Origin of the sequence: Ketobacter sp. MCCC 1A13808, from assembly GCF_009746715.1 — a bacterium.
GTDB lineage: Bacteria > Pseudomonadota > Gammaproteobacteria > Pseudomonadales > Ketobacteraceae > Ketobacter.
Map to the genome: position 1 here is coordinate 69,294 of NZ_VRKW01000012.1, position 12,590 is coordinate 81,883.

Annotated in this window: 12 protein-coding genes; 5 read left to right on the plus strand and 7 right to left on the minus strand. The window is 51.0% G+C overall.

The genetic code is table 11. The features are described 5' to 3' along the window. Positions 1–86 precede the first annotated feature (86 nt). The 4 genes from FT643_RS18305 to FT643_RS18320 are packed head-to-tail and all read left to right on the plus strand — an operon-like array spanning position 87 to position 3,538. Positions 87–641 (plus strand): LPP20 family lipoprotein, encoded by a 555-nt coding sequence (locus tag FT643_RS18305; RefSeq protein WP_156872864.1) that lies wholly within the window; start codon positions 87–89, stop codon positions 639–641. After that, on the plus strand, positions 638–1,225 hold the full coding sequence (locus tag FT643_RS18310; RefSeq protein ID WP_156872865.1) for a penicillin-binding protein activator LpoB: 588 nt from the start codon (positions 638–640) through the stop codon (positions 1,223–1,225). Before FT643_RS18305 ends, FT643_RS18310 begins: the two co-directional genes overlap by 4 nt. A 14-nt stretch (positions 1,226–1,239) precedes the next feature. Further along, positions 1,240–2,565, plus strand: coding sequence for a COG3014 family protein (locus tag FT643_RS18315; protein ID WP_156872866.1), 1,326 nt, complete (start codon positions 1,240–1,242; stop codon positions 2,563–2,565). Further along, positions 2,543–3,538, plus strand: coding sequence for an LPP20 family lipoprotein (locus tag FT643_RS18320; protein ID WP_156872867.1), 996 nt, complete (start codon positions 2,543–2,545; stop codon positions 3,536–3,538). Before FT643_RS18315 ends, FT643_RS18320 begins: the two co-directional genes overlap by 23 nt. A gap of 30 nt (positions 3,539–3,568) precedes the next feature. Here the strand turns inward: FT643_RS18320 and FT643_RS18325 are convergent, their stop codons facing one another. Beyond that, on the minus strand, positions 3,569–4,066 hold the full coding sequence (locus tag FT643_RS18325) for a hypothetical protein (RefSeq protein WP_156872868.1): 498 nt from the start codon (positions 4,064–4,066) through the stop codon (positions 3,569–3,571). 192 nt (positions 4,067–4,258) lie between these two features. On the opposite strand from FT643_RS18325, the gene nhaD reads away from it, so the two are divergent. Next, entirely contained in the window at positions 4,259–5,494 is a 1,236-nt protein-coding gene (gene nhaD / locus FT643_RS18330; protein WP_156872869.1) for a sodium:proton antiporter NhaD, read from the plus strand. A gap of 4 nt (positions 5,495–5,498) precedes the next feature. Here the strand turns inward: nhaD and FT643_RS18335 are convergent, their stop codons facing one another. From FT643_RS18335 to FT643_RS18360, 6 genes are all read right to left on the minus strand, one after another. Beyond that, positions 5,499–6,449, minus strand: coding sequence for a WD40 repeat domain-containing protein (locus FT643_RS18335; RefSeq protein WP_156872870.1), 951 nt, complete (start codon positions 6,447–6,449; stop codon positions 5,499–5,501). A gap of 144 nt (positions 6,450–6,593) precedes the next feature. After that, positions 6,594–7,094 (minus strand): sigma D regulator, encoded by a 501-nt coding sequence (gene rsd / locus FT643_RS18340; protein ID WP_198043671.1) that lies wholly within the window; start codon positions 7,092–7,094, stop codon positions 6,594–6,596. A gap of 406 nt (positions 7,095–7,500) precedes the next feature. Next, entirely contained in the window at positions 7,501–7,998 is a 498-nt protein-coding gene (locus FT643_RS18345; protein ID WP_156872872.1) for a disulfide bond formation protein B, read from the minus strand. Between the two features lie 110 nt (positions 7,999–8,108). Then, a complete protein-coding gene (gene rmf, locus FT643_RS18350; protein ID WP_156872873.1) occupies positions 8,109–8,318 on the minus strand; it encodes a ribosome modulation factor in 210 nt (69 codons plus the stop codon). Between the two features lie 152 nt (positions 8,319–8,470). After that, positions 8,471–10,048, minus strand: coding sequence for a glutamate--cysteine ligase (gshA, locus tag FT643_RS18355; RefSeq protein WP_317622065.1), 1,578 nt, complete (start codon positions 10,046–10,048; stop codon positions 8,471–8,473). A gap of 153 nt (positions 10,049–10,201) precedes the next feature. Continuing rightward, positions 10,202–12,541: a Tex family protein gene (locus FT643_RS18360; protein WP_156872874.1), complete on the minus strand. Its 2,340-nt coding sequence runs from the start codon at positions 12,539–12,541 to the stop codon at positions 10,202–10,204. Between the last annotated feature and the right edge of the window lie 49 nt (positions 12,542–12,590).

Below are 12,590 nucleotides of genomic sequence, written 5' to 3' on the forward strand. Positions count from 1 at the left end.
CGCAGATGCCTCTGTTTTACAGTAAGCTGTCGATTCGGCAAAAAACGGATTCAAGAATAACGACATAGAATAAGGAGCAAAGCACTATGTTTCGTCCCGTTTATCGCTTTACCCTGGTATTGATTGTAATGGGCCTGAGTGCCTGTAGCAGCAACTCTCCGACCATAGAAAGTAATATGGGCGTGAAGGGCGCTCCGGATTGGGTGAATGAAGGCACCCAGTCGGTTGATAGTGTAGACGGGCGTTTCATTTATGGTGTTGCTTCTGCGCCGTCTATGAATGACGAATCGCTGCAAACGGCTACCGCAGATAATCGCGCCCGTGCCGAAGTCGCTAAAGTGGTTTCCACCTACGTCGATTCCACCATGTCGGATTACACCGCAGCCACCGGGGATACGTCCTCTAACAGCATCGAGAACAGTATTAATAGTGCGACTCAAACGGTACTCAACGGCGCCAAGATCAAGGGTCGTTGGAAAGATAAAAATACCGGGAATGTCTATTCATTCGCGGAAATGGATATGAAGGCATTGGATGACGCGATCAGCACCGCAGGGAAGTTATCGGATAGCTTTAAAGCCTATTATTCAGAAAACGCATCCGCGAATTTCGATCGCTTTATAAAGGATACTGAAGAATGAAGTATTGGATTCTAAGCGCGTTTGTATTGCTTTTGGGGGCTTGTAGCACCTCCGTCGAGCGGGTTTCATCGGATTCCACTATTGATCTGAGTGGTGCCTGGAACGACACCGACTCCCGCCTGGTGGCGGAAGAGATGATTCAGGATGCGTTGTCTCGTCCTTGGATTTCAGATTTTAGCGGTCGCACAGGGAAGCGACCGGCCGTTATCGTCGGCACTGTCCGCAATCTCAGCCACGAACATATTAACGTGAAAACCTTTGTCGCTGATATGGAAAGGGCGTTAGTGAATTCCGGCAAGGTGGATTTTGTGGCCTCTCGGGATGAGCGTGGTGAGATCCGAGATGAACGCATTGATCAGGATTTGAATGCGCGGGAATCTACCCGTAACGCGGCCGGGCAGGAGTTGGGTGCCGATTTTATGTTGCAAGGCCAGATCAATACAATTATCGATATGGAAGGCAAGCAGCAGGTGCGCTATTACCAGGTCGATCTTACTATGATCAGTATGGCGGATAACCGGAAAGTCTGGCTGGGTCAGAAGAAAATTAAAAAATTGGTTAAAAACTCCAAACTTCGTTACTAAGTTTCCGTCACTCTATGACGCCAAAAATAGTGATCAGGGTACTGCTCCTGTTGGGTGCCCTGATTTTTCAATCCGGGTGCGCCTCGTGGCAGGTGAACCAGCTCGCAACCAATCTGACCAGAGCCGGGCCGCAGGCAACCCTGGATCACCTGCAACAAATATCCCCTTCCAACCGTGACCGGGCGCAGTACCTGTTGAATCGCGGTATGCTGAAATTCTATCTCGGTGAATTCGGTGCCAGTCGCCAGGATCTGGAGCAAGCTAAATCCATTATGACGTCGTTACAGGCAGCGAGTGTGTCCGAGAATCTAGCAGCCGTCAGCGTGAATGAAGCATTGCGGGCGTACTCCGGTTCTGCCAGCGATCAGGTTTTGGTGCACCTGCTGCTGTCGTTGAATTATTTGTTCAGTGGGGACGCAGACGGAGCCCGGGTGGAAATGCTGCAGGCGAATGTCACCATGCAGCGTCTGGATGACGGTAAAACAGATCAGGGACAATTAGCCGGCGCGCAGTACGTAGCCGGCGCGATCTATGAAATGAACGGCGAATACGACGATGCGTATATTAGTTATCGCAGGGCCTATAACATTCTCAATGAACGCAAGGATCCGATCCCTGGTGCGTTGAAAACGACATTGCTGAATTTAGGTAAGCGTCAGGGGCGTGATGAGGATTACCGCGAATACAGCGCCCGTTTTGGTGCCTCGGCAACGCCGTTGGCGAAGGGGGAAGTGGAATGGCTTTTGTTTTATCTGGACGGTGTGGTCAGCACCAAAACCGATAGCCGTATTTCAGTCTACAGTGATCGTGCCCGCTCGATGGTGAGTGTAGTAATGCCCCGTTACAATCCATCTAATTATCGCGCCCGGTTTATATCATTGGCTGCAAATGGCCAGACGCAGCGAACAGACATCATAGAAAATCTGGAAGACCGGGCCCGGGAAGACCTCAAAAACGATAGCGCTAAAATGCTGGCAGCGGCCACCTTAAGGGCTGTCGCCAAATACAATATGGTGCAGGAAGCACAAGATAAAGGCGATGCGGCCGGTATTTTGATGAACGTGCTATCGGTTGCGTCAGAGCAAGCTGATTTGCGCAGCTGGAATATGTTGCCGGCGTCCATTCAGGTGGCCCGCATCCGGGTATCTGCAGCCACCCGGGTACAATTGCCGGAGTTGGGGGTGACCCTGCCTGCCGCCGATACCCTGGCTGCGAAGCAACTGGCCGCAGTCATGGCAAACAGCCTTAACGATGATTATTTTACCTATCCAGTTATGACACCGACCTCGGTACCACCCTCTGAACAAGGAGAATTCAATGGCTCTTCGAATACACCTTAATGCGGCAGTTGCGCTCGTACTGTTGAGTGTGTTGGCAGCCTGCAGTAGCGCGCCGAAACAACCCGAATGGATTGACAAGCCGGACGCCGAATATCCGGCCCATACGCATCTGGCTGCGATCGGCTCGGCGGATAATCGCCCACTGGCGGCGGACAGAGCTGTGAGTAACTTATCCAAAATATTCGAAGTGGCGGTAGCCGAGTCGAGTTTGGATTTCAGCTCTGCGCAGCTAAGTTCAACAGGGGGTCAGCAAGTCTCGAGTAATGAACAAAAGGTGACACGCAGTGTGAGTACCGAGGCCAAGCAGGTGATGTCCGGCGCTCAGGTTGTTGAATACTGGGAGTCGGAGGAGGATGCCAGGATTTATGCGCTGGCGATCCTGGCCAAACAGCCTGCAGCGAATCGCTTTCGCAAATCCATCACGACCTCTGATCGGGAAATCAACGAACTGGTCAATTACGCAACCAGCAAGGCGGGCAATCCGTTGGTTGCATTAAAGGCGTTAAAAAAAGCGCATGGGCTGCAACTGGAGCGGGATCAGCTCAATAAGAATCTAATGGTGGTGGCAAGCGGGCAAGGCGTTGACGGGCGTTATGATTTACCGGCGATTGAAAAGTTGATCCGCGACGGTTTATCGACGTTGAAGATCGCCGTAAAAGCGGATGACCCTTCCGTAAAAGCCGAATTACAAAAAGCCATTTCTGATCTAGGCATTACTACTGCGCAGCAGTCTAATCTTGTGTTGCAAGGCACCCTGGATACGGCTCCGGTAGAAGCGCGGCAAAATTGGTATTGGCTGCGGGGTTCCTATGAGCTGATCTTCTTTGACGGAAGTAATGTGCTGGACAAACAGCGCTGGCCGATCAAGGTATCGTCGACCGAGCAGAATCTGTTAAAACAGCGCGCGCGGGATGAGATTAATCGCAATTTGCCCCAGTATGTGTTTGACATGTTGTCCTCTGCGCCAAATTGAGCCAGCTAGGCACTTGGAATGACGCTGGCATTACTCTTGATACTGATCAGATGGGGGTGATTCTTGCAATGCGTGTCCCGGCTCCAGGCCGGGAGGCGAGACAAACGCGGATAATGTACATTTTACTTTGTATTCGTCGATGTCTGACTGGATCGTATAGGTGTGATTAGGGAGCGTGGTTAAATGCAACTTGCCGCGCTCTTGCAGATCGTCAACATCGTGAAATACACCTCGTAGCTGCCAGTAACAATAACCTTCCAGCACATGTTCTCCTGGTTTAACCAACTTGAAATCGCCTTTTGCCATCGGCGCGGGTTCGATTAACTGATCATCCAGGGTATCGATGCGGTGTCCGGTGTAGAGCATGCCTCCTTCATAGGGCACACCTTTGTCCGCACGATAGCCCATTACAATCAGGGACTGCCCATTCAATTCAGTGGGGACTCCACTCGGATGATGGGCACAGCCATTCAATACTAGCGTTGTTAGAAGCGCCAAAATCTGTGTTAAAAACGATTGTTTAATCACAAGCTAACCCCCTGGAAGTTCGTCAATTAATGGTAGCGTATACTGCCGAATAGTTGTCGGCTGTTTCAAAAATGCCTTAAATCCAGGCCGGTTAGCCGCAGGTTGTGCTCGATTCGGCTTGCTGCTTAGTCTAAAATTCATGCCATCCCGCGATTCACAAATGTGCCATCTTATCCCGACCAGGAACCGCCCATGACCGCAGTATTATTGGTGTTGGTGACCTTGGGGTTTATCTCCATCGTCATAGAAGATATTGTTCATATCGACAAAGCAAAAACCACCCTGTTTTTTGGCTCCACGGTTTGGATGCTTTATTTCATGGCCCCGCCTCACCACGCAAGCTACGAAGAAGTGAGCCATGCCCTCAATGAAAACCTGCTGGATATCGCGACACTCTGGTTATTTCTGATGGCGGCAATGACTTTTGTTGCTTATCTTTCCAGTAAAGGGATTATTGATGGTTTAGTGAATCGCTTGTTACCGGAGCGTCTTAGCGAGCGTAAACTGATGATGCTTACCGGGCTTTTTGCTTTTATATTCTCCTCAATGGCAGACAATATAACTTCGACCTTGGTCTGTATCACGGTGTTGGTGAGCCTGAAGTTACCTACGGAAAAATTGCTGCGCTATATCGTCTTGGTTATCTTTTCGGTAAACGCCGGGGGGGCTGCTCTGATTACCGGTGACGTCACCACGTTGATGATTTTCCTGGCAGGCAAAGTCGCTATTCTGGATCTGGCGCTTCTGGTCCTGCCGGCCTTGATCGCTGTTTTGTTATTGGCTTGGATGTTGTCGCGGCCTTTAACGGACGATCTGGTTTTGCAGAAGCAGGAATTCAATATTACTCGGGGCGACAAAGTGATTGCCTATATGTTTTTCTTCACCATATTGGGCACGATAGTGGCCAATATTGCCTTCTCCATACCCCCGGTTCTGTCCTTTCTATTCGGTTTGTCACTGATGTTTATGGTAGTCCAGTTCATGAATAAGGACGAACCCATACTGGATTATGTGCGGCGGATTGAATTTGATACCTTGCTGTTTTTTCTGGGCGTGTTGTTGCTGGTGGGCATGCTCAAGGAGTTGGGTGTGCTGGCTTATTTCCCGAAACTGTATAATTACCTGCCGACACTAGCAGCAAATTATGTGGTGGGCCTGGTTTCTGCTTTGTTTGATAACGTGCCCTTGACCGCCGCTTTGCTCAAATCCGGTATCGATATGTCGTTGTCCGAATGGCTGACGCTGACATACAGCGTGGGTGTGGGTGGTTCGCTATTAGTGATCGGATCTGCCGCCGGTGTGGTGGCCATGAGTAAAGTTGAGGCGCTCACGTTTGGCAGCTATCTGAAATTTTCCGGATATTTGTTGGTGGCCTACACCGTGGGGTTCGTCGGTGTGGTGACGCTGGGGCAGATACTCAGTCAATAATGCGCTATTGGGCTTTCCACTGATTGACCAGGCCATTGGAAAACACGTTCAGAAAAGTCCCGCTCTGATGACCATAAGCCACATCGGTGACGACCAGTCCGGAGGGTCTCCAGAACAGCGGCGCGTCGGCACGCCAGCTTTGCAAGTCGTTACCGCTGTCAACATCCCAGAGCATGAGTCTTCTGGCGGTGAAACCGGTGAGCAGGGTTGTGTTATCCGTTGAGAACGCAGCCCGAGTGATGGTGGTGCGGTGGTGCCCGATTTCCGATACTTCTTTGCCGCTTTGGGTCAGCCAGATTTTTCCTTTGCCGTAATACAGGCTGGCGAATACCAGACTGCCGTCGTTGCTTATCGCTACGGCGCTGACATCGTCACCCAATTGGTAGGCGAATGTGACCTTAGCCTGCGACAGATCCCAGACTTTCATGATGCCATCTTCCGATCCGGTGACGCCGGTTTTCCCATCAGCGCTGATAGCGACTGTGTTGATGTCGCCGGAATGCGTCAAGGTGCTAATGACGGAGCCGGTTGTGGTGTCGATATATAGAGCGGTGTAGTTTTCTTGTCCGATGATGGCGTATTGGCCTTTATCGGACAGGGCCATTGCCAGTATGCCGCCATTGGCAGGCCAGAAGCCCCGCGCTTTGCCACTGGCGACCTCCCAAAGCACAAAACGTTTTTTTTCTGCAGTGAGTGCGAATTTACTGTCGGTGGAGAATGCCGACGCAACCAGTGTGGAATATTCTCCGCCGACATGGTTCCAGTTGTACAGGCGCTCACCATCCTGCAGCCGCCATAAACTGCCACCGTGCTCCATTGAACCTATTAAGGCGTATTGGCCGTCAGGGCTCAGCGAAGAGGTGTAGGCACCGTTGCTGGTAGTTTGCCATTCCCGCTCAGGTGATGTGCAGGCGGAAAGCAATAATGACAATGCAAGCGTTACGAATAGGCGCATGGGATGAAACTGGATCCTGACTGAGGAATTTACAGTTAACTATGAAAGGCTTATCAACAGTGTAGCAGGCGGTTTTAAAACGTAAAAAGAGCGCTACGCGCTCTTTTCATAATACGTGGTTTGGTTTGATCAGCAGTAAGGTGGTTACGCAACCAGTTCGCTGTGACTGGTGTGTAAGGATTCGATCAACTGATCTTCCAGATCGAAGCGCTCTACGATGTTGATGCCCAAATGATTCAGGTCTTTAGCTAATTGGCTGAGATTGCTTTCGCAATCGTTTGCCGTGGAGTAGCGGTCGTTAAAGTCGAGCGCAATCTCGGTGGAGCGCTGGATTAGCGGCAGGATTCTGTCGATGGTTTTCTGATAGTCTTCCTGGAATTGCTCTGCTTCGCGCATCAGGTGTTGGTATACCTCGAAATGCCCTGCAGATACATAGTCGATTAAAACATCACACAGAGCCTGCACGCGTATGCTGATGGGGGTATCTTTGGTAGCGAATTGCTTTAACCCATCGACTTTGCAATACAGTAAAATTAATTCTTGTCGTTCCTGAAGCCAGCGTGAAATAACTTTATCCACCGTACCCCACTCTTCAATTTTGTTCTCAGCGGGTGTGGACTGGGTAGTTGGTACTTCGGTCAGCATTTTGGTGTTCCTCCCCATTTGCATGGAATAGGTTGTTTGTCGGTAGTGCGAAAATGCACTGTTACCTTTTTGCACAACGAAGCGATATTGACCGCTTCTTTCATTTTTTAAAGTTTGCCCGTAGGCGCTTGCATCAAATTGTATTCCGGGGAAAGAGCAACAGGCGGTTGAGAAACGGATTTGTTGCGCTGTATTTCCTAACCCGGTCTATCGAGAATATTCAAAATGGGGGGGTGGGGCAAGACAATGTGAGCGTACAAAAATGGCTATATTGCATTGACAATTTTTTAGTTCTTGGCTTCCCGGCTAAAATGGCCGAAAAAGCAGCATAGAGGATATGGAAAACAAATTTCTTATGAAAACATGTTCTATCTTTGAGGATGAAAAAACCACAAAACAGCTTGGTTTAAGGCTGTTTTCGTAGCATTTGAAGCAAGGAAAGTAGGCTGAACCCGATGAAAACCAACAGGGTTTGAGCCGGAATCGACAAGCCCATCAAGCTCCATTGGATATCTGCACACTCTCCGGCGCTATTAAATATAATGCGAAGTGTTTCTCCGATGGGAAAGGTTTCCAGCATATAATCCAATCCGGGGCTGCATTCCGGAACCTGATCTTTCGGCAGGTTTTGTAACCATAAGTGACGCCAGCAGACAGCAATGCCAAACACACTGAATAGCAATGCCACGCCGCTATAGATCCGTTGACCCCATTGTTTGGGATTGTGAACCCATGCCAATAAGAACGAAACACCGATGGCGATTACCAGGCCGCGATCAATCAGGCAAAGAGGGCAGGCTTCTAAACCCAGATGGGATTGCAGGTAAAAGTAAGCGAAAGACATGGAGACTATGGCACCGACAACGCCGATGGCATTGACTGGCCGATTGGAAGGTAAGGTCATGCTGATTATTCTTATCAGTTGAATGAAAGCTGCCGATTATAACCATAATCCGGCAATCGCAGTGACCTTCGATCCTCTATTGCTGATAAAGTTCTGCCGTTTGGCAGCTTTTACGCGGTAGCGGGGTACTTTAAACCGATACTGTTGGCCTGACTGCAACCATCGGACCAGCCCGCTTCCCAGGCCGCCGCTATTACTTCCGATTGGTAGGGGCAGGAACGCTGCGGTTCACCGCTTAAACCGAACATATAGCCCTGGCGATAGGCTTTGTTCAGGGTATCAATATTCCAGTTCTGTTGATCGATTTCGCTGATGCTCATGGGAGCCGTGCCTCTTATTAAGCTTTGATTCCACACTCAGGGTTTTTATACCCCTTTTCCACATTCCGGTGTACAGCAAGCACCTAACTCAAAGGCTAGCAGTGAATTCTAGGAAGTCACCTTAAGTCATTGAAAAAAATTTCCGAATCGATTTAGTCGCAGGCTTCCTGTGAGAAGAACTGGTTGAGGTATTGTTCGAACGAAACGCTGTCATTGGCTTCCAGTTGCCGCTGTGCCAGCAATGATCGTTGTGCTTCTTCTTTCAGGCTCGCGGCCCTGGTTGCACAAAGGGGTTGTTCATTAAAATGCCTTGCCGTGTTTGAGGCACACTCCATGGCAAAGTCATAGAAAGAACGGTCCTGATTTATAATGGCGCGCATTACCCTGGCTGATGGTGTCCGTGAAGGGTCCTGCAGTTTTTGCATTTGCTCCTTCACGATCTGGCTGTGCTGATTATGCTGGTGGGCTTGGTCAAACAGCTGCGCTACCTGCAGCATATTGTCCAAGTGTTCTTGTGCCCATTGCCGGAAAGGTGCACGGGTGCAGTTAGAGGAAAGTTGCAGATCCGGATCGCGTCCCTGGGAAACAATGGATTGCAGGTTTTCAATATTGCATTGTTGTTCTTCAGCATCCAGAGACGGGCTGTCGTTCAACAGGCAATAAGCAGCGAAGACATCCAGAAACATGATTTGCGATTGGTTGATGCCCAATGGGTTGAACGGGTCCAGATCAACGCAACGCAGCTCAATGTATTCCACTCCGCGACTGGATAATGCGCAGGTCGGACGTTCACCGCTTTGAGTGACTCGCTTTGGCCGGATGCTGCTGTAGAATTCGTTTTCAATTTGCAGAATGTTGGTGGTGAGTTGCTGGTACTCCCCGTTTTTCAAAATGCCGATTTTTTCATAGGGCGCGTAGGGTGTGCGAATGGCGTGCTGCAACGTAGAGACATATTGTTCCAGTGAATCGTAGGAAATAGTCAGCCCGGATTGTGCATCGTTGTGGTAACCCAGGTCACTCATGCGCAGCGATGTGCCATAGGGCATGTAACTGGTGTGTTGCCTGAAGGTTTTCAGCTGATGGTCACGACCCCGTAAAAACGAATTACACACCGCGGGAGAGGCGCCGTATAAGTACACCACCAACCCCACGTTACGGAGGAAATTGCGGATCAGCGCAAAGTACTGTTCAGAAATAAAATCCTGTAATGGCAGCGGGCTATTTTGCAATTGGTGGTAGTGTTTCCAGAACGTGTCCGGAAATGAAAGGTTGTAATGAATACCTGAAATGGTCTGCATGGCGCGACCATACCGGTGCCACAAGCCATGCCGGTAGACGTGTTTCATCCGGCCCACATTCGAGTTGCCGTAGTGTGCTATGGGTATGTTGAGTTCATCGCCCAACCGGCAGGGCATGCTGTTCACCCACAGCATTTCGTCATTAATATTCTGATAGGCGAATTGATGTAACTGGTGCAGAAAATCCAGCGGCTGACGGCTGTCCTGAAATACCGGCGTGATGAATTCCACCAGGGCTTCTGAATAGTCGGTGGTAATGGATTGGTGGGTTAACGCAGAGCCGAGAGCGGTCGGGTGTATCGTTTGCGCAAGTTCTCCGGTTGGAGTAACGCGGAGGCTTTCTTTTTCCAGGCCGCGTTGCATTTGGTTCAGGCTGTTGTGCAATTGGGCTGCCTGAATGGATTCAAGCCGCTGCATCAAAGTGTTTTTCACGCATTATTCCTGTGCGGTTTTCGCCATTATGATGCATATACCATCGAATGCAAATGGCGAAAAGTGCCTGAGGAGTCGGCCGGTTCGGTGATAAACGCGTGTGGTTTTGGCGTTTATCACCAGGCCGGCATTTCAGTTGGGCAAGCGTTGTGGTTAGTTGCGCAGCTTCTTCGCACTGGCGAACAGGTCGGCAAAGGTTCCGGTTTTTCCATCCGGTAACGCTTTTTCTTTGCTCTTGGTTTTGGCCGCCACCACGCCACCTTTTTTACCTTTGTGCCCGGCCTTTCTGGACTTGGGAGGTCTCTGGCCATCGATTTTCTCACCGGCTGCTTCATCCAGGCGCATGCTGAGCGCGATGCGTTTGCGGGGCAGATCGATCTCGACCACTTTAACGGAAACGATATCACCGGCTTTGACCACTTCCCGCGGGTCGGCAATAAAGTTTTTCGACAGCACCGAAATGTGTACCAGTCCGTCCTGATGGACGCCGATATCGACGAAGGCACCAAAGTTGGTGACGTTGGTTACCACCCCTTCCAGGATCATGCCGGGGTTGAGGTCATTCATGGTTTCGACGCCGTCTTTGAATTCGGCGGTTTTGAATTCAGGGCGCGGGTCGCGTCCGGGCTTTTCCAGCTCACTGATGATGTCGGTCACGGTGGGCAAACCGAAATGATCATCCACAAATTCATTGGCGGACAGGCCTTTCAGAAACCCGCTATCGCCGATCACCTGAGTGATGTTGCGACTGTGCTTAGTGGCAATCTTCTCCACCAGTGGATAGGCTTCAGGGTGAACAGCGGATCGATCCAGCGGGTTTTTGCCATTCATTATGCGCAGGAAGCCCGCGGCTTGTTCGAACGTTTTGTCACCCAGGCGGGGCACTTGCTTCAGGTCATCCCGGCTGCCGAAGGCACCATTCTGATTGCGGAAGCTGACAATATTACCGGCAATGGTTTTGTTGAGGCCGGAAATGCGTGCCAGCAATGGCTCCGACGCGGTGTTCACATCCACGCCCACTGCGTTTACGCAGTCTTCCACTACTGCCCCCAGACTGAGCGCCATTTTGGCCTGACTGACGTCGTGTTGATACTGGCCGACGCCGATGGCTTTGGGTTCGATTTTTACCAGTTCAGCCAGCGGGTCTTGCAGGCGGCGTGCAATGGATACGGCACCGCGATAGGTCACGTCCAGTTTGGGGAACTCGCGGGCGGCAAATTCCGATGCCGAGTAAACGGAGGCACCCGCTTCACTTACCATGACTTTCTGTGCGTTCAGTTCGGGGTGCTTTTTCAGTACTTCGGCGGCCAGCTTGTCGGTTTCGCGGGAAGCCGTGCCGTTGCCGATGCTGATCAATTCCACATTGTGTTTTTTGACCAGTTCGGCAACGATCTGGATCGATTGGTCCCATTGGTTGCGCGGCGCATGAGGGAAGATCGTGCCGTGATCCAGCAGTTGACCGGTGGCATCAACCACCGCAACTTTGACTCCTGTACGCAGGCCGGGATCGAGCCCCATTGTAGCGCGGGGGCCCGCTGGGGCTGCCATCAACAGATCTTTCAGGTTGTGCGCGAATACGCGGATGGCCTCGGCCTCGGCGCGCTCCCGTAATTCACCCAGTAATTCGGTCTCCAGGTGGGGCAATAATTTGATACGCCAGGTCCAGCGTACGACTTCCTGCAGCCATTTGTCCGCCGCCCGGCCCTGGTCGCGTAATTCAAAATGGCGGGCAATCGTATCTTCGCAGGGGTGGCTGGCGTTGGTATCTTCCTGCACGATGGCGATACTGGCTTGCAAAATGCCTTCGTTGCGGCCCCGGAAAATCGCCAGGGCCCGGTGCGATGGTGCGCTCTTTAATGCTTCTTTGTGATCGAAGTAATCGCTGAATTTGGCCCCTTCATTTTCTTTGCCTTCCACGAGCTTGGCGCTCAACACGGCATTTTCAAACAAAAATTGACGCAGCCTGCCCAGCAGCTCGGCGTTTTCGCTGAATTGCTCCATGAGGATGTATTTGGCGCCATCCAATGCGGCTTTTGCGTCAGCGATGCCTTTTTCGGCATCCACAAACGACGCGGCGAGTTGCTCCGGGTCCAGCGCAGGATCTTGCAATAAGCCTTGAGCCAGTGGATCAAGCCCGGCTTCCCGAGCGATCTGGCCTTTCGTGCGACGCTTGGGTTTATAGGGCAGGTAAAGGTCTTCCAGGCGGGTTTTGGTGTCGGCTTCCTTGATCGACTTTTCCAGCTCAGGGGTGAGTTTTTCTTGCTCTGCGATACTTTTTAGGATGGTCTCGCGGCGTTCCTCCAACTCCCTCAAGTAACGTAATCGTTCTTCCAGATTCCGTAATTGGGTGTCGTCCAGCCCGTCTGTGACTTCTTTGCGATAGCGGGCGATGAATGGAACCGTTGCACCTTCGTCAAGCAAGGTAACAGCAGCTTGCACTTGAGAGGGTTTGACGCCAAGTTCTTTGGCAATAATGTCAGCGATATTGATCATTTTATAATCTTTCTCGTGGATACGGACTGGATAAGAGGCGGGATTATAA